Source organism: Jannaschia sp. S6380 (genome assembly GCF_023015695.1).
GTDB lineage: Bacteria > Pseudomonadota > Alphaproteobacteria > Rhodobacterales > Rhodobacteraceae > Jannaschia.
In genome coordinates, this window is sequence record NZ_JALKAS010000001.1 from 567980 (window position 1) to 585083 (window position 17104).

20 protein-coding genes are annotated in these 17104 nt (G+C 68.6%); 12 read left to right on the top strand and 8 right to left on the bottom strand.

Annotated features, from left to right (window positions below; genetic code table 11):
- Positions 1 to 7: 7 nt before the first annotated feature.
- Genes MWU52_RS02940 through MWU52_RS02950 form a run of 3 tightly spaced genes read right to left on the bottom strand, consistent with a single transcriptional unit; the run spans position 8 to position 2201 of the window.
- A complete protein-coding gene (locus MWU52_RS02940; protein WP_246949260.1) occupies positions 8 to 994 on the bottom strand; it encodes a methyltetrahydrofolate cobalamin methyltransferase in 987 nt (328 codons plus the stop codon).
- Positions 991 to 1896: a methylenetetrahydrofolate reductase gene (locus tag MWU52_RS02945; protein WP_246949262.1), complete on the bottom strand. Its 906-nt coding sequence runs from the start codon at positions 1894 to 1896 to the stop codon at positions 991 to 993. Before MWU52_RS02945 ends, MWU52_RS02940 begins: the two co-directional genes overlap by 4 nt.
- Positions 1896 to 2201: a virulence factor gene (locus MWU52_RS02950; protein ID WP_246949263.1), complete on the bottom strand. Its 306-nt coding sequence runs from the start codon at positions 2199 to 2201 to the stop codon at positions 1896 to 1898. The genes MWU52_RS02945 and MWU52_RS02950 overlap by 1 nt, the downstream gene beginning before the upstream one ends.
- Before the next feature lie 270 nt (positions 2202 to 2471).
- On the opposite strand from MWU52_RS02950, the gene MWU52_RS02955 reads away from it, so the two are divergent.
- Positions 2472 to 3587, top strand: coding sequence for a Ppx/GppA phosphatase family protein (locus MWU52_RS02955; protein WP_246952738.1), 1116 nt, complete (start codon positions 2472 to 2474; stop codon positions 3585 to 3587).
- Between the two features lie 33 nt (positions 3588 to 3620).
- Entirely contained in the window at positions 3621 to 4385 is a 765-nt protein-coding gene (locus tag MWU52_RS02960) for an RlmE family RNA methyltransferase (protein WP_246949265.1), read from the top strand.
- On the opposite strand, the gene MWU52_RS02965 is transcribed toward MWU52_RS02960, so the two are convergent.
- The 3 genes from MWU52_RS02965 to MWU52_RS02975 are packed head-to-tail and all read right to left on the bottom strand — an operon-like array spanning position 4335 to position 5757.
- The gene (locus tag MWU52_RS02965; RefSeq protein ID WP_246949267.1) at positions 4335 to 4748 is read right to left on the bottom strand and encodes an MAPEG family protein; all 414 of its coding nucleotides are present in this window, start codon (positions 4746 to 4748) and stop codon (positions 4335 to 4337) included. The two genes, MWU52_RS02960 and MWU52_RS02965, sit on opposite strands and share 51 nt — an antisense overlap.
- Positions 4745 to 5485, bottom strand: a complete 741-nt coding sequence (locus tag MWU52_RS02970) for a metalloregulator ArsR/SmtB family transcription factor (protein ID WP_246949270.1) — start codon at positions 5483 to 5485, stop codon at positions 4745 to 4747. The genes MWU52_RS02965 and MWU52_RS02970 overlap by 4 nt, the downstream gene beginning before the upstream one ends.
- 59 nt (positions 5486 to 5544) lie before the next feature.
- On the bottom strand, positions 5545 to 5757 hold the full coding sequence (locus tag MWU52_RS02975) for a hypothetical protein (protein ID WP_246949273.1): 213 nt from the start codon (positions 5755 to 5757) through the stop codon (positions 5545 to 5547).
- Between the two features lie 119 nt (positions 5758 to 5876).
- On the opposite strand from MWU52_RS02975, the gene MWU52_RS02980 reads away from it, so the two are divergent.
- From MWU52_RS02980 to MWU52_RS02995, 4 genes are all read left to right on the top strand, one after another.
- Positions 5877 to 6623 carry an alpha/beta hydrolase gene (locus MWU52_RS02980; protein ID WP_246949276.1) on the top strand — a complete coding sequence of 249 codons (747 nt, stop codon included), beginning with the start codon at positions 5877 to 5879 and terminating at the stop codon, positions 6621 to 6623.
- A gap of 47 nt (positions 6624 to 6670) precedes the next feature.
- Entirely contained in the window at positions 6671 to 7660 is a 990-nt protein-coding gene (locus tag MWU52_RS02985; protein ID WP_246949279.1) for an alpha/beta hydrolase, read from the top strand.
- Between the two features lie 95 nt (positions 7661 to 7755).
- On the top strand, positions 7756 to 9081 hold the full coding sequence (gene hisD, locus MWU52_RS02990) for a histidinol dehydrogenase (RefSeq protein ID WP_246949282.1): 1326 nt from the start codon (positions 7756 to 7758) through the stop codon (positions 9079 to 9081).
- Positions 9053 to 10039, top strand: coding sequence for an ester cyclase (locus MWU52_RS02995; RefSeq protein WP_246949284.1), 987 nt, complete (start codon positions 9053 to 9055; stop codon positions 10037 to 10039). The genes hisD and MWU52_RS02995 overlap by 29 nt, the downstream gene beginning before the upstream one ends.
- Here the strand turns inward: MWU52_RS02995 and MWU52_RS03000 are convergent.
- Positions 10036 to 10638, bottom strand: a complete 603-nt coding sequence (locus MWU52_RS03000) for an exopolysaccharide biosynthesis protein (protein WP_246949285.1) — start codon at positions 10636 to 10638, stop codon at positions 10036 to 10038. The genes MWU52_RS02995 and MWU52_RS03000 overlap by 4 nt on opposite strands.
- A gap of 129 nt (positions 10639 to 10767) precedes the next feature.
- Here MWU52_RS03000 and MWU52_RS03005 point away from each other — a divergent pair, with 129 nt between their 5' ends.
- From MWU52_RS03005 to MWU52_RS03030, 6 genes are all read left to right on the top strand, one after another.
- Positions 10768 to 11523: an SDR family oxidoreductase gene (locus tag MWU52_RS03005; protein WP_246949287.1), complete on the top strand. Its 756-nt coding sequence runs from the start codon at positions 10768 to 10770 to the stop codon at positions 11521 to 11523.
- Positions 11520 to 12539, top strand: a complete 1020-nt coding sequence (locus MWU52_RS03010) for a LacI family DNA-binding transcriptional regulator (RefSeq protein WP_246949289.1) — start codon at positions 11520 to 11522, stop codon at positions 12537 to 12539. Before MWU52_RS03005 ends, MWU52_RS03010 begins: the two co-directional genes overlap by 4 nt.
- Positions 12536 to 13525 carry an ester cyclase gene (locus tag MWU52_RS03015; protein ID WP_246949291.1) on the top strand — a complete coding sequence of 330 codons (990 nt, stop codon included), beginning with the start codon at positions 12536 to 12538 and terminating at the stop codon, positions 13523 to 13525. Before MWU52_RS03010 ends, MWU52_RS03015 begins: the two co-directional genes overlap by 4 nt.
- Positions 13525 to 14046, top strand: a complete 522-nt coding sequence (locus tag MWU52_RS03020) for a DUF6653 family protein (RefSeq protein ID WP_246949292.1) — start codon at positions 13525 to 13527, stop codon at positions 14044 to 14046. The genes MWU52_RS03015 and MWU52_RS03020 overlap by 1 nt, the downstream gene beginning before the upstream one ends.
- Positions 14043 to 15005 (top strand): cupin domain-containing protein, encoded by a 963-nt coding sequence (locus MWU52_RS03025; protein ID WP_246949293.1) that lies wholly within the window; start codon positions 14043 to 14045, stop codon positions 15003 to 15005. The genes MWU52_RS03020 and MWU52_RS03025 overlap by 4 nt, the downstream gene beginning before the upstream one ends.
- 408 nt (positions 15006 to 15413) lie before the next feature.
- A complete protein-coding gene (locus MWU52_RS03030; RefSeq protein ID WP_246949296.1) occupies positions 15414 to 16544 on the top strand; it encodes a cobalamin-independent methionine synthase II family protein in 1131 nt (376 codons plus the stop codon).
- On the opposite strand, the gene MWU52_RS03035 is transcribed toward MWU52_RS03030, so the two are convergent.
- Positions 16541 to 16993, bottom strand: a complete 453-nt coding sequence (locus MWU52_RS03035; protein ID WP_246949298.1) for a hypothetical protein — start codon at positions 16991 to 16993, stop codon at positions 16541 to 16543. The two genes, MWU52_RS03030 and MWU52_RS03035, sit on opposite strands and share 4 nt — an antisense overlap.
- Positions 16994 to 17104 lie beyond the last annotated feature (111 nt).

Consider the following 17104-nt stretch of genomic DNA (forward strand, 5'->3'; position numbering starts at 1 on the left):
CGGCCGTTCAGGCGCGGCGGCGGCCGCCGCGGCGTCCGCCCGACCTCGCCCCCGACGCCGCGGCCGCACGCGCCGCTTCGGCGAAGGGCGCGCCCTCCCTTACGGCATCCAGAACGCGGGTGAAGCCGATCCATTTTCCGCCGTTCGGGTCCTGGTTCATCAGAAGGTTGGCGGCGTTGATCGCCTCCATCTCCTGCGCGCGGACGGGGTTCATGATCGCGCTCGTCATGCCGGCGCCGATGGCCATCGGCAGGAAAGCCGCGTTCACACCATGCCGGTTGGGCAACCCGAAACTGATGTTGGACGCGCCGCAGGTCGTGTTCACGCCCAGCTCCTCGCGCAGGCGGCGGACGAGGGTGAAGACCTGGTGCCCCGCCGTCGCCATCGCGCCGATCGGCATGACCAGCGGGTCGACCACGATGTCATGCGCGGGGATGCCGAAATCGGCCGCACGCTCGACGATCTTCTTCGCTACGGCGAAGCGCACGTCGGGGTCTTCGGAAATGCCGGTGTCGTCGTTGGAGATGGCGACGACAGGCACGTTGTATTTCTTGACCAGCGGCAGGACCAGGTCCAGCCGCTCCTCCTCGCCGGTGACGGAATTCAGGAGCGGGCGCCCTTCGGCCGCCTGCAACCCGTTCTCGAGCGCGCCGGGGACGGAGCTGTCGATGCAGAGCGGCACATCCACCAGCGCCTGCACCCGCTCGATCAGCTGCTTCATCAGGGCCGGCTCGACGAAGTTGTTGTCGGCGTAGCGCGGATCCTCCGCCATCTTGTTGGTGAAGACCGCACCGGAATTGACGTCGAGGACCATGGCCCCGCAGGCGACCTGCTCCAGCGCGTCACGCTCCACGGTCGAGAAATCGTCCATCTCCAGCTCGGCCGCCAGCTTCTTGCGGCCGGTCGGGTTGATGCGCTCGCCGATGACGCAGAACGGCTCGTCGAAGCCGATCACGACGGTCTTCGTCTTCGATTCCAGTACGGTACGCGTCATTCTTCATCCTTCGAATGCTCGGAGAGCCAGGTGGCGGAGGTCTTGATCCCGCCCAATGGGAAGATGTGGACCGACTCGATATTGAAATCGGGGTTGGCCGCCTTGTGCCATGCCAGCTCCGACACGAATTCGGTCGGCGCGTAGGGCAGCAGCAGCTTGGTCACATCCATGGCCCGCTTCTGCAACACGCCCAGCGAAGGGCCGACGCCGCAGGCGATGGCGAACTTGATCAGCGTCTGCAGCTTGGCCGGACCGGCCACGCCGATATGCACCGGCAGATCGATGCCCGCGGCCTTGATCGCGTTGGCCCATTCGATGACCGGTCCCGCCTCGAAGCAGAACTGGGTCGCGATGGCCATGCGGGCATCCGTTCTCTCCGAGAATTTCTGTTTCCAGGCAAGCGCATCCGAGACGTTCTTCATGCCGCCGTCGCGGTCGATGTCGCGGTTCCCCTCGGGGTGGCCGGCGACGTGCAGGCGGTCGAATCCGGTAAACGCGCCGGTCTCCAGCAACTGCATCGAGGTCTCGAAATCACCCGCCGGGGTGGGCACGCCGCCGGCCAGGATCAGGCCCTGCCGCACGTCCGCCTCGCCGCGATAGCGCGCGACCCAGTCCAGCAGGGTGGCCCGGTCGGCGATGATGCGCGCGGGGAAATGGGGCATCGGCTCCATCCCCTCGGCGCGCAGGCGGGCGGCGGTCGCGACCATGTCGGCAATGGGGGTGCCGTCGATATGGGCGACGTAGACCCGCGTGCCGGCGGGCAGGATGGCGGCGAAATCCTCCACCTTCTCGGCGGTGCGGGGCATCACCTCGACGGAGCAGCCATGCAGGAAATCCGCGAGGGCCTCGTCCTTCGGCTCGGGGGCGGGCGCGGCGGCGCGGCGGAAGCCCAGGATCGACATCAGCTTTCGCCCTCCCTGCCGCCAGCCATCGCCACGTCGCGCAGACGGTCTTCGGTCCATTCGGCCTCCAGGCGTTCGGCACGGGTGCGGGCCGCGTCGTCGTCGGCGCCGGGCATTTCCCCCTCGGGGACCTTGCGCCAATCGGCAAGGTAGGCGTCCGTCTCGGACGCGCCCGAGCGCATGGCGGCGCGGTCGATGGCCTGCTCGAACCGCTCGCTCAGCTGGACCTTCGCGGCGCGGCGGCCGGTGCCCGCGATGACCTGCGCGGGAATGTCCCGCCAATAGACGACCGTGACCTGTGCCATGATGCCTCCCTTGTCCTTCCTGCGGATATAGGAGCGGTGCCCCGGTCGCCGTCGCCCGATCCCGACTTGGTTCCGCCCGATGGCGACACCGACCGGGATAGGCCCGCGACGCGCCGGGCGCGAGGGGGCGAAAGGATCGAATCCTTCAACACCGACATGAAGAATCCTTGTGCGCGAGGGTGTGCCGGGCATACCATGATCGCAACCTGACATACGGAGGCGGCGATGCCACCGGAAGATCCGGCCAAGCGGCCGGGGTCCTACGCCGGCATGCCGCGTGCCGCCGGACCCCTGTCCCGGCCGAACCAGACCGTCGAACCGGCGACCGACCGGCCCGACCCCGCGGAGCTCTATGCCGCGCTCGATCTCGGCACCAATTCGTGCCGGATGCTCATCGCGCAGCCCAAGGGCAGCCAACTCCACGTCGTCGACAGCTTCTCCAAATCCGTCCAGCTCGGCAACGGGCTGGAATCGTCGGGACGCCTGTCGCGGTCGTCCATGGCGCGCACCATCGGCGCGCTCAAGATCTGTCGTCGCAAGCTGGAAACGCATGACGTCCGCCGCATGCGCCTCGTCGCGACCGAGGCGTGCCGCAGGGCCACCAATGCCGACGAGTTCATCGACCTCGTCCACCGCGAGACGGACCTGCCGCTGCAGATCATCCAGCCCGAGGAGGAAGCGCGGCTCGCCGTCGTTTCCTGCGCGCCGCTGGTCTCGGCCAAGACGGAGCAGTTGCTCGTCGTCGACATCGGCGGCGGTTCGACCGAGCTGGTCTGGATCGACCTGACCCGCGTGCCGCGCCACGACCGCGCGCGGGCGATCATGCGCCTGCATGCCGGCTTCAAGGGCAGCGCGGACGATCCGTTCCCTCGCGCCAAGGTCGTCGACTGGATCAGCATCCCGCTGGGCGTCGCCACGCTCAAGGATCAGTTCCGCGACGTGACCGACGACGCCGCGCGCTTCGCGCTGATGTCCTGGCATTTCGAGGAGTGCCTGGCCGAGTTCAGCCCCTATGCCGATGCCGAGGGCGACGCCGATCCGGGCTTTCAGATCGTGGGGACCAGCGGCACCGTCACCACGGTCGCCGCCACGCATCTGAACCTGCGCCGCTACGACCGCAACAAGGTCGATGGCCTGCGGATGACCACGCAGCAGATCGACAAGGTGATCCGCGGCTACCTGGCACTCGGACCCGACGGACGGCGCAACGACCCCCGTATCGGCCGCGACCGGCACAGCCTGATCATGTCGGGCGCGGCCATCCTGCAGGCGCTTCTGCGGGTCTGGCCCACGGACCGGCTGTCGGTGGCCGATCGGGGCCTTCGCGAGGGGCTGCTCTACGCCCAGATGTCGGCGGACGGCGTGCTGGACGACGGTCCCTTCTAGGCATCCGCGCCGAAACGGCTTATCTGCGCCGGAATGGTCAAGAAACCCACCAAGAACACGTCCGGCCGGGGGCGCCGCGACCTGACCGTCAAGGTCAAGACGGCGCGCGGGCGGCGGCTGTCGTCGAAGCTGTGGCTGGAGCGGCAGCTCAACGATCCCTACGTCGCCCGCGCCCGGGCCGAGGGGTATCGCGGCCGCGCGGCCTTCAAGATCATGGAACTGGACGACAAATACGGCTTCCTCGTCCCCGGCGCGCGCGTCGTCGACCTCGGCTGCGCGCCGGGCGGCTGGCTGCAGGTGGCGGTGCCGCGCCTCAACGCGGACGGATCCAACCCGAAGAAGAAACAGGGCCGCATCATCGGCGTGGACCTGCAGGAGGTGGAGCCCGTGCCGGGTGCCGAGATCCACGTCCTCGACTTTCTGTCCGAAGGGGCGGACGATGCCATCAAGCGTTGGCTGGGCGGCCCGGCGGACGTGGTCATGTCCGACATGGCGGCGTCGTCCTCGGGGCACAAGCAGACCGACCATCTGCGGATCATCGCGCTTTGCGAGGCGGCGGCGGAGCTGGCCTTCGACGTCTTGGCGCCGGGCGGCACCTTCGTCGCCAAGGTGCTGGCCGGCGGGGCCGAGGGGGACCTGCAGAAACGGCTGAAGCAACGGTTCGAGAAGGTTGCGAACGTCAAGCCCGGCGCGAGCCGGGCCGACAGTTCCGAGAAGTTCGTCGTGGCGCAGGGCTTCCGCGGCCGGTCAAGTGAGGATGATGGCGCCCGCGACGACCAGGATGCAGACCCAGCCTGACGTGAACAGGATGGGGCGCAGCGGCATCCGCGCCGTGCCGGTGATCATGCCCGCCGCATGGGCGAGGCGCAGCGCGAAGAAGAGGCCGGTCGCCCAGACCGTTGCGGCATTCGACACGCCCGCCGCATGGGCGATCAGGACCAGGGCCAGCATCGGCAGGAACTGCTCCAGCAGGTTTAGATGCGCGCGGAAGGCGCGGCGCACCCAGGGCCGCTGGAGGTTCGGGTCCATCGGCGTGACGAAGGGATCCGTCCCCTCGGGCCAGGTGCCCTGCGGCGCCGTGCCGACGCCGACGATGAACGGGATCCAGAGCGATCCGGCCAGGATCGCCGTCCATGTCATCCACCAGAGTTCGGGCGTCATGCCTCGACCGCCGCGAACTTGGCCGGCTCGCCGTTCTCCAGCCAGGTCTTCAGCCCCGAGGTGATACGCTCCCAGCCGTCGGCATAGCCTTCGCCGCCGGGCGGGATGTCGTAGTGCTCCAGCGTCAGCCGGCACTGATCGGCGCCGGGCTCGATGATCCAGACGAATTGCGATTTCGGCACGTCGGGGGCCCAGCGCGGCTCGAACACCGACTCGATCCGTGTCTTGGGGTCCAGCTTGGTTTCGCGGCAGATCAGCATCTCCTTCCCGTCGGGTGCGACATAGGTCAGTGCGTCGCCGTCCCGGCTGACCTCGCTGGCGTGGAAGTGATAGTTCGCCATCTGGTCCGCGTCGGTCAGCGCATCCCAGAGCGCGTCCTGGGTGCAGCGGATATAGGTGCGCAATACGTAGTCGGGTTTCGTGGTCATGGTGCCCTCCAATCGAGCCTTGAGATCGAGCACCCCCCTGACGGCGGGCGCCACCTTGTAGGGTTCGATCCAGCGTCCGATGGCTTCCGCCAGGGGTACCGCGTTCAGGTAGTGATGCGTGAAGCGCCCGCACTTCACGCGTGTCACCAGCCCGGCCTCTTCCAGCACCTTCAGGTGCTTGGCGACCCCGAAGCGCGACAGCGGCAGCGCCGCCTCCAACTGGGACAGCGTCTGCCCGTCCCGCCCGCGCAGCGCGTCGAGCAGATCGCGCCGCGACGGGTCGGCGAGGGCCTTGAAGACCGAATCCATGACATCAGTTAGGTGACTATATGGTCACGTGTCAATAGATGTGACCATATGGTCACCTGTCAGTCGTCCGGCGCCTCGTTGCCGCGGATCCGCTTGTCCCGCTCCTCGTCGATGGCGAAATCGTCCGCGCCCTCGGCCGGCTTGTCGTATTTCGTCCGGCCGCCCTCCGGCTTCTCGACCGCCTCGCTTTCGCCGTAGGGGTTCTTCTTGGGCGCGCCGGGGGCGTGTGGACGTTCGGGGATGGGCTGCTGGGGGGCGTCGCGTTCGGCCATCGTCTCTCTCCATCGGTTGCGGAGTTGAAACGCGGCGCGGGGCGGATCGGTTCGCGACCGTTTGCGCATGCGTGGTCGCGGGCCTACCAAAGGGGCAGGTTTCGCAGCGGAGGTCCGTCATGTCGCAGTCCATCAACCGTGCCGGGCACCGTCTGGCCTACCACGTGACCGAGGGGCGCGGCCCCGGGGTGGTCTTCCTCGGAGGGTTCAATTCCGACATGAACGGCACCAAGGCGCTCGCGCTCGAAGCCTGGGCGCAGGGCGAGGGACGCGCGTTTCTCCGCCTCGACTATTCCGGGCACGGCGAGTCGGGCGGCACGTTCGAGGCCGGCTCGATCGGCGACTGGTACGAGGACGCGCTGGCCATGATCGCCCACGCGACCGAAGGCCCGCAGGTGCTGGTCGGCTCCAGCATGGGCGGCTGGATCGCATTGCTGATCGCGCGCCATCACCCCGCGCGCGTCGCGGGCCTCGTCACCATCGCGGCCGCCCCCGATTTCACCGAGGACGGATATTGGGCCGGCTTCACCGACGCCCAGCGCGTGACCCTGTTCGAGAAGGGGCGCGTCGCCGTCCCCTCCGACTATGGCGAGCCCTATGTCGTCACCCGCCACCTGATCGAGGAGGGACGGACGCGCCTGGTCCTGCGCGACCCGCTGTCGCTGCCGTTTCCGGTGCGCATGTTGCAAGGCACCGAGGATGCGGCCGTCCCGACGGCCACCGCGCTGCGCCTGCTGGAACACGCGGACGGGCCGGACATGCGCCTGACGCTGGTGAAGGGCGCGGATCATCGCTTCTCGGAGGATGAGAACCTCGCCATGATCCGGCACAGCGTGACCGAGGTGTTGGACCGCGCCCGCGGTTGACGCGGGCCGCCCGCCGGGGCCTGATCGTGGACAGGGGGGGTGGCGTCATGCGGCGGATCGGAACTTGGGCGGGCCGTCTGCTGGCGCTGGTCCTGCTGGCGCTGGCGGCGCTGTGGCTGTTCGGCCCGCGCGAGGCGGTGGACACCGACGTGGCCTTCGATGCGTCCAGCATGCCCGACGACCTGGACGGCTGGCTCGCCGATCGGGAGGGGCAGGTGCCCGACCTGGACCCGGAGGCGCGCAAGCGGATCCTCTGGGCGGGTGCGCCGGGCGATGTCACCGATCTGGCGATCGTCTACCTTCACGGCTTTTCCGCCACGTCGTGGGAATTGCGGCCCGTCCCCAACATGCTGGGCGAGCGGTTGGGCGCGAACGTCTATCTGACGCGGCTGACGGGCCATGGACGGACCGGCGCCGCGCTGGCCCGGGCGGATGCCGGTGACTGGGTCGAGGATCTGGCCCAAGCGATGGCCATCGGTCGCGCCATCGGGCGCCGCGTCGTCGTCATCGGCACCTCGACCGGGGGCACGCTCGCGGGGGTACTGGCGACCGATCCGGACCTTGTCGATGCGGCGGACGGGCTGGCGGGCGTGGTCTTCGTCTCGCCGAACTTCCGCGTCGCGAACCCGGCCGCCCGGCTGCTGTCCTGGCCCCTGGCGCGCCACTGGCTCCCCCTCGTCGCCGGGCGGACGCGCAGCTTCACGCCGATGAACGCGCGCCACGCCCGCCACTGGACGACGGAATATCCGACGCGCGCCCTGCTGCCGATGCAGGCGCTGATCGACCATGCGGACGGCCTAGACTGGTCCGCCGCGCGCAGTCCGGCGCTGTTCCTGTTCGCGCCAGAAGACACCGTCGTCGACCACGCCGCGACCGAACGCGTCGCCGCCGGTTGGGGCCCGCCTGCCGCCGTCCGGCGGGTCGCCGTGCCGCCGGGCGACGACCCCGACGCGCATGTGATCGCCGGCGACATCCTCAGCCCGGGTGGTACGCAGACCCTGACGCCCATCATCGCCGAATGGATCGCCGATCTCTGATCGTCACTTGCATAGGTATGCAAAATCCGCTTGGAGGGGGAGGGCGACCCGGCATGGCCTCCGGGTCGACGGCATGCGTTCCGGGGAGGATGGAAATGGCGGATCACCTCAAGACGGCGAAATCGGACAGCGAGCGGGCGGAGGACGACGCGAAGGTCCGCGCCAGCGTCGAGCAGATCCTTCAAGATATCGAGGCCCGCGGCGATGCCGCCGTGCGCGAGCTGTCGCAGAAGTTCGATGACTACGCGCCCGACAGCTTCCGCCTGAGCCGGGACGAGATCGATGCCCTGATGGCCGAGCTGTCCGAACGCGAACTGGCCGACATCCGCTTCGCGCAGGAACAGGTGCGCAACTTCGCCCAGGCGCAGCGCGACTCGATGCTGGATATCGAGGTCGAGACGATGCCCGGCGTGATCCTGGGGCACCGCAACATCCCCGTGCGGTCCGTGGGCTGCTACGTCCCCGGCGGCAAGTTTCCCATGGTCGCCAGCGCCCACATGTCGGTCGCGACCGCCGCCGTCGCCGGTGTCCCGCGCATCGTCGCCTGCACGCCGCCCTTCAAGGGCCGGCCGAACCCGGCCGTGATCGCGGCCATGCATCTGGGCGGCGCGCACGAGATCCATGTCCTTGGCGGCATCCAGGCGGTCGGCGCCATGGCCATCGGCACCGAGAGCATGGATCCCGTTCACATGCTGGTGGGTCCCGGCAACGCCTTCGTGGCTGAAGCCAAGCGGCAGCTTTACGGCCGCGTCGGCATCGACCTCTTCGCTGGACCGACAGAGACGATGGTCATCGCCGACGACACCGTGGACGGCGAAATCTGCGCCACCGACCTGCTGGGTCAGGCGGAACACGGCTACAACTCGCCCGCGGTGATGCTGACCACCTCGCGCAGGCTGGCCGAGGACACGCTTGCCGAGATCGAGCGCATCCTGAAGATTCTGCCCACCGCCGACACCGCCCGCGTCTCGTGGGAGGAGTACGGCGAGGTGATCGTCTGCGACGATCATGACGAGATGCTGCGGCTGGCCAACGATATCGCCTCCGAACACGTGCAGGTCATGACCGATCGCGATGACTGGTACCTCGAGAACATGCACAGCTATGGCGCGCTGTTCCTCGGGCCGCGCACCAACGTGGCCAATGGCGACAAGGTCATCGGCACGAATCACACGCTGCCCACCAAGAAGGCGGGCCGCTATACGGGCGGACTCTGGGTCGGCAAGTTCCTCAAGACGCATAGCTACCAGAAGGTCACGACCGATGCGGCGGCCACCCTGATCGGGGAATACGGCTCGCGGCTGTGCATGCTCGAAGGGTTTGTGGGCCATGCCGAACAATGCAATGTCCGCGTGCGCCGTTACGGCGGGGTGAACGTGCCTTACGGCGAAGGTGCGCCGCACCGCGACGCCGCCGAATAACGCCTGGACCCGCGACATGCTGGAGCGATTGGCCGATTGCGACGCCGCCACGATGCGTCAGGTGGTCGAGGGCGCTATCGCCGCCCACGCGCCCGTCCACCTTTGCCACCCGTTCGGTGACGTCACAGGGGGTGCGGGTTTCATCGGCGCCGCGCTAGATCCGCTGTGGCGGGCCTGGCCGGACGTCGAACGGCGGATCGACATCTCGATCAGGGGAACCGACGCACATGGCGAGGTTTGGCTGGGGCAGGCGGGACACTACGCCGGGCGCTTCGCCGCCCCGTTCCTCGACATTCCGCCCACCGGCCGCCTGGCCTTCCTGCGCTATCACGAATTCTACCGGATCGAGGACGGACACGCGGTCGAGGTGCAGGCCATCTGGGACCTGCCCGACCTGATGCTGCAGGCCGGCGCGTGGCCGATGGGGCCGGCGCTCGGGCGGACCGGCCTCGTCCCCGCGCCGATGACGCAGGACGGGCTGGACCCGCAGGGCGACGGGGCGCATGCCTTGCGCGTCGTCGGCGACATGCTGGACCGCCTGCATCTCAGTCCGCAGGGCGAGGCGGCGATGGACCTGCCCCGCGCCTGGCACCCGCGTTGCAGTTGGTATGGCCCCGGCGGCATCGGCACCGCGCGCGGCATCCGCGGCTTCCGCGACCATCACCAGATCCCGTTTCTCGACGCCATGCCCGACCGGCGCGGCCATGTCGACAAGGGACATTTCTTCGGCGCGGGCGATTACGTCGCCTTCACCGCCTGGCCGGGGATGAGCATGACCGTCTCGGGCGGTGGGTGGCTGGGCATCGCGGGCGCGGGTCAGCGCATAACCATGCGGTCGCTGGATTTCTGGCGCGTCGAGGGCGACCTGATCCGCGAGAACTGGGTCTGCGTCGACCTTCTGCATGTCTGGGACCAGCTGGGCGTCGACGTCCTGTCCCGGATGCGGCAGCTTGGCTAACCGGCGAAGAGCAGGAAAGACCAGTCGGACGGCCAGACCATCCATACCCCGATCAGCGCAGCGATCCAGGCCGCCCAGGCCAGGGCCATGACCCGACCGTCCCGCAGCAGAAGACCCAGCCCGAACAGCACGATCGTCGATGTCGGGATGGATGAGGCGAAGGGGACGACCTCCAATGGCGGGATCGTCAGGCAGAGCAGCAGGATCGCTGCCGCCGCGATACGCGGTGCGGGCGGATCGGTCAGCACCGTCAGATGCCGGCCCAGATGCCGGTCCGCCCAATCCGCCGCTGGGCGCAACTTCTCGACAGCCTTGCGCAGACGTTCCGATTTGACGTTCCGGTTCTCCAGGAAACCGGGCAGCCACATGTCCTCGCGGCCCATGACGATCTGGACCGCGAAGATCGCGACGATCAGACCGATCAGTGTTGGCACGCCGGGGATCCCGCCGATCGGCGTCAGCTCCAGCGACGCGGGGATCGCCAGCAGGGCACCGGTGCCGCGATGCCCGATCTCGTCGTTGACGTGGCCCACGGTCACGCGGTCGCGATTTTCGGCGGCGTGGTCCAGCGCGTCCAGGATGTCGTTCGTGTCGGTCATCACGTCCATTGCCCGTTGCCCGTCTCGGCGGGCAAACGCGGCGCCGGCGCGGAGGGTTCATGCAAATGCACTTGCCCTCGGTGGGCAATCGGTGTCTGCATACCTATGCATTCCATTCGGAGAACGCGCATGACGCTCCCCCGCACGCCATCGTTCCGCCTTGACGGCCGGAGGGCCTTCGTACCTGGCGGATCGCGCGGGATCGGCCTCGGATGCGCGGCCGCGCTGGCCGAGGCGGGCGCGCATGTGGTCGTCGCCGCGCGTGGCCGCCCGGGCGTGGACGAAGCCGTGGCCGCTCTGCGCGACGCGGGCCATTGGGCCGAGGGCGTGGCCCTCGACGTGGGCGATCTGGACGCGCTCGATGCGTTGCTGGCCGATCAGGCGCCTTTCGACATCCTGTGCAACTCCGCCGGGATCGCCCGGCACGGACCTGCCGCCGACACGCAATCCGGCGATTTCGACGATGTCGTCGCGCTGAACCTGCGCGCGGCCTATTTCATGGCCCAGAAGGTTGCGGCGGGCATGGGCAAGGGCGGGTCGATCATCCAGATCAGCAGCCAGATGGGCCATGTCGGCGGCATCGACCGGGCCGTCTATTGTGCGACGAAGTGGGGCGTCGAGGGGATGACCAAGGCCATGGCCATCGAATGGGGCCCGCGCGACATCCGCGTCAACACGATCTGCCCCACCTTCATCCGAACGCCGCTGACGGAATCGACCTTCGCCGACCCGGAACGGCGCGCCTGGATCGACCGCATGATCAAGTTGCCCCGCGTGGGCGAGGTCGAGGACGTCATGGGCGCGGTCCTGTTTCTGGCCTCGGACGCCTCGGCAATGGTCACGGGGACGTCGCTGCTGGTCGACGGGGGCTGGACGGCCGGATGACGAAGAAGGTCACCAGCCTGGACGTCGCCCGCCATGCCGGCGTCAGCCAGTCGGCGGTCAGCCGTGTGTTCACCATCGGCGGGTCGGTCAGCCCCGAAATGGCGGAACGCGTCCGTGCCTCGGCCGAGGTGCTGGGCTATCGCCCGAACGCCCTGGCGCGCGGACTCATCACCGGGCGGACGCGGATCATCGGGCTGGTGGTGGCCTATCTGGACAACCCGTTCTACCCGGATGCGATCGAAAAGCTGAACGCCGCCTTCCAGGAGGAGGGCTATCACCTGCTGATCTTCACGACTGGCAAGCACGGCGTCGATACCGACCGCGTCATCGGCGAGTTGCTGGACTATCAGGTCGACGGGATCGTCGCCGCATCCGTCAACATGTCGAGTGAGCTGACGCGGCGCTGCGCGGCGGCCGGGATCCCGGTTGTGCTGTTCAATCGCGGCCTGCCGGGATCAGGCCTGTCGGCGGTGACGTCGGACAACCTGGCCGGCGGGCGCAAGGCGGCCGAGTTCCTGCTGGCCGGCGGGCATGAACGCATCGCCCACATCTCGGGCTTCCCCGACGCCTCGACCAGCCGCGACCGTCTGGCCGGGTTCCGCGCCGCGCTGGACGCCGCCGGTCAGCCGCTGCACGCGCTGGGCGAAGGTCGCTTCTCGCGCGAAACGGCCTGCGAGGCCGCGCGCGCGATGATGGACCGCCCCGACCCGCCCGACGCGATCTTCGTGGCCAACGACCATATGGCGCTGGCGGTGATGGACATGCTGCGCTTCGACCTGGGCCTGTCGATCCCGGGCGACGTGGGCATCCTGGGTTACGACGACGTGCCGATGGCGGCCTGGGCCTCCTACGACCTAACGACCCTGCGCCAACCCACCCGCCGCATGGTCGAGGCCGCCGTGGCCGAGATGATGGCCCTGATCGAAACCCCCGCCCGCGGCGCCCGCAGCATAGAGATCGACGGCCCGCTGGTGGTCCGCCGCACCGTGAGACGACCCGAAGGATACGAGACATGACGATCGGCGACCGCTGGAAGGACCTGCCCGACTACATCATCGGCATCACCCGCGAGATCTGGGAGGACCGCGGCATCGCCACGCTCCACGACTACTACGCGCCCGACATCGTCGTCCGCTCCCCCGGCTCGGTGGTGATCGGCAACGCCAACGTCATCGCCGCGACCATGGCCACGCTGGCCGAGTTCCCCGATCGCACGCTGCTGGGTGAGGACGTGATCTGGTCGGGCGACGATCCGCAGGCGGGCATGCTGTCGTCGCACCGGTTGCTGTCGCAGGCCACGCATACGGGCGATGGCGTCTATGGCAAGGCGACGGGCAAGCGGCTCACCTATCGAATCCTGGCCGATTGCCATGTGCGCGGCACGCAGATCGACGACGAATGGCTGATCCGTGACCAGGGGGCGATCGTGCGGCAGATGGGCTGGACGCCCGAGGCCTACGCCGCCGACCTGATCGAACGCGAGGGTGGCCGCGACGCCTGCGTCAAGCCGCTCACCCCCGAGACCGACCGGCCCGGCCCCTATGCCGGATCCGGGAACGACGACCCCTGGGGCGCCCGCCTGGCCGAGACCGTCAGTCGGATCATGGCCGCCGATATGCGCGCCATCCCGCAATGCTACGACCGCGCCTGCCAGCTGGAATATCCCGGCGGCGTGCGCGGCCACGGCACCGGCGATGCCGACGGGTTCTGGATGCGCCTGCGCGCCGCCTTCCCGAACGCCGCTTTCCACATCGAACACACGATCGGCCGCGACGACCCGATGATGCCGCCCCGCGCCGCGATCCGCTGGTCGCTCTGGGGCCGGCACGAGGGCTGGGGCGGCTTCGGCACGCCCAGCGGCGCCATGGTCTACGTGCTGGGCTGCACCCACGCCGAATTCGGACCCTGGGGCCCGGATGGCTGGTCCATCCGCCGGGAATGGACGCTCTATGACGAAACCGCGATCTGGAAGCAGATCCATCTCGGGGCCGGGGCTGTCTGATGGAAATCTTCGCCGCCGCCGAGCGGCTGATGACGATGGACGACCGCGCCTGGGCGCGTCACGCCAACCCCTGGAGCGTCTGGAGCCGTGCGACGACCCTGCCGCTCATCGCGCTCGCCGTGTGGAGCCGGGTCTGGATCGGCTGGTGGGCACTTATTCCCGTTGCGCTGGCGCTTGGCTGGACCTGGCTCAATCCGCGCCTCTTTCCGCCCCCCCGCGATCGGGACACCTGGCCCGGCCGCGGCACGCTGGGCGAGCGCGTCTGGCTGCGGCGCGGACAGATCGATCTGCCGTCTCATCATGTCCGTGCCGCCTGGGTGCTGACCGCGACGTCGGCGTTTGGCGCGGTGCCGCTTGTCTGGGGCCTCGTCGTGCTGGACGCGGGCTGGACCATCTGCGGCATCGCGCTCGTCGCCGGACCCAAGCTCTGGTTCGTCGATCGCATGGTATGGCTGCACCAGGACATGACCGGCATCGCACCCGGAACCCCGATACTCGATCCGAAAGGAGCCCTTCCATGACGACCCTAGCGCCGCAGATCGTCCGCTACGGCGAACTCAAGCCCTGCAAGACCGCCTTCATCGACGCCCACACGCCGGGCAGCGACCGGAAGGAAAACTTCACCATCATTGGCGGCGGCGTCAGCGAATCCGCCGATCAGCACGTCCACATCAACACCCCCCACGGGTTCAACATCGGCGCGGCAGGCCAGCCGCCGAAATGCCGCAACTCGCTGCATTCGCACCGCACGGCCGAGGTGTTCTTCGTCCTCTCGGGCCGCTGGCGTTTCTTCTGGGGCCGTCGGGGCACCGCGGGCGAGGTCGTGCTGGAGGAGGGCGACATCATCAACATCCCCACCGGCATCTTCCGCGGGTTCGAGAATATCGGCACCGATTACGGGATGATCATGGCGATCCTGGGCGGGGACGATGCCGGCGGCGGCGTCATCTGGGCCCCCCAGGTGATCGAGGACGCGGCCGATCATGGCCTGGTGCTGGGCGAGAACGGCAAGCTCTACGACAGCAAGAAGGGCGAGACGCTGCCCGCCGGCGTCGGCCCCATGAAGCTGCTGACCGACGATGAGCTGGTCGGCTATCCCGAACTCACGCCGATGCAGGTCGTCGGCTGGGGCGTGCGCCGCTATTGGGACATGGTCGCGCTGACCTCGGGCGGGGTGTCCTGCAAGGTCATCGGAGAGACCGGCATCATCCGCGACCGCCCGGGGTTCGAGGTCGATCTGGTCACCCGCGCCTCGGCCACCGACACGCCGCACAGCCACGACCGCCCATCGGTCCTGATGCCCATGCGTGGCCATTGGCGCGTGACCTGGCCCGACGGCTCGGACACGCTGGCCCCCGGCGACACCATGTCGGTGCCCGCGGGGCTGCCCCATGCCGCCGTGCCCAGCATGACGGGCGAGGCCAGCCTCTATCACGTGGTGGGCACCAACGACCCCGCCGGGCCCAGCCTGATGGGGTGAGGCGCGTCCTGCCCGATCCGCGCCGCGACTGGCTGACGTTCCTGGCCTGTGCCGGGGTCGTTCTCGCCCCTGTTTCTGCCACCGCGCCATCCGGCGGCTTTCGCCGAAAGCCCGTGGCGGTCGGAGTTGGCGTTCGCCTCGCGCACGGCGGATGCCAAACGGTTCGTCGGTAACTTCGCTTCGACGACGCTGAGGGTGAGCGGCTATTGCGACTCTGCCGGGTCGGACGCGCGGACGCCGTCGGACGGAGAGGGCATTTCGACCGACGCCGACTACTCGACGGTCGAGGCCTTGATCGGTCTGCGCCTCACATTCCAGGACAGGCGGGGCGTCCTTCGCCGGGCAGTGAAACTTGCCCTCCGACGCGCCACGTGGCACCCCCTTCACGACCACGTGAGGAGATCCGCAATGCCCATCCGCGTTACCCATGTCGGCTCCCTCCCGCGGACGCAGGAGACGGTCGACATGATCTTCGCCCGCGAGAACGGGCAGGATTACGACCAAGCCGCCTTCGACGCGCAGATGGCCCGCGCCTGTTCCGAGACGGTGGGCAAGCAGGTGGAGGCGGGGATCGGCATCGTCTCGGACGGCGAGACGTCCAAGATCAGCTACGCGACGTACGTCAAGGACCGTTATACCGGCTTCTCGGGCGACAGTCCCCGGAACGCGCCCGCCGACCTCAAGCAATTCCCCAGCTTTCTCAGGCGTCTGGCCGACGATGGCGGCACGCCGCAATATGCACGGCCCATGTGCACGGGCGAGGTGCGCTCGAAAGGTCAGGACGAGTTGCGAAAGGACATCGCCAACCTCCAGGACGCCATGGTCCGCCACGGCGCGGCCGAGGGGTTCATGAACGCGGCCTCGCCGGGCGTCATCTCGCTGTTCCTGCAGAACGACTTCTATCCGAACCGCGAAGCGTATCTGGCCGCGCTCTCGGACGCGATGCGGGACGAGTACCGGACCATCGTCGGGTCGGGCCTCTATCTGCAACTCGATTGCCCCGACCTGGCCCTGTCGCGCCACATGCTCTTTGCGGACCTGTCGGATGCGGAGTTCCTGAAGATCGCGCAGATGCATGTCGAGGCGCTGAACGCCGCCCTCGACGGGCTGGATCCCTCCCGCGTCCGCGTCCACATCTGCTGGGGCAATTACGAGGGGCCGCATGTCTGCGACATCGACATGGATACGGTCTTCTCGACCTTTCTGGGCGTGAACGCCGCGCAGCTGCTGTTCGAGACGTCGAACCCCCGGCACGCCCACGAATGGCAGGTCTTCCGCGATCGCGCCGCCGAGATCCCCGAGGACAAGATCCTGGTGCCCGGCGTCATCGATTCGACCACCAACTTCGTCGAACATCCCGAAGTCGTGGCCGAACGTCTGGGCCGGTTCGCGGGCATCGTCGGGGCGGACCGCGTCATCGCCTCGTCGGATTGCGGCTTCGGCACCTTCGCGGGCTTCGGCGCCGTCGACCCGGAAATCGCCTATGCCAAGCTGGCCACCCTGGCGCGGGGGACGGAGCTGGCGAACGCGCGCGTCTAGTTCCGCGACACGCTGCGGCGGTTCTGCAGCCCCTGCACCGCGATGGTGCGGATGCCGGCGAGGTCCTGTGTGCTGAACACGCGCCCGGCCAGCACCTCACGCGAGGGCTGGGTGCCCACCGGCTCGGACGCAAGCGGCGGCAGGATGTTGAAATCCAGCAGCAGGACGGACGGATCGTCGGTCGGCACGCGCACCAGCTCCGCCTCCCAGTAGCCTTGCGTGGGCGGCAGCCCGACGGTCGACACGATGGCCCCGCCCGTGGTCGGCGCCACCGAGAGCGAGACGACCTGGTCGACGACCGGACGCGCGTCTTCCGTCCGTGCCTCGGCGATCCGTTCTTCACGGTCGGACCCGAACCAATTCAACGGGTTCAGCCGCGTCTGGCCCGCGCCGCAGCCGGCAAGCGCCGTGACGACCAGCGCGATCGTGATCCTGCTCGTGAAACCCATGCGATCCCCCAAATGTCCCTGCCGCTCGGGCTAGCCCATCCGGCGTGGTTTGGGAAGCGCGCGCGCCCGGCGATCGTTGCCCGGACTGGACCTTTGGCGCCGGCACCCTTA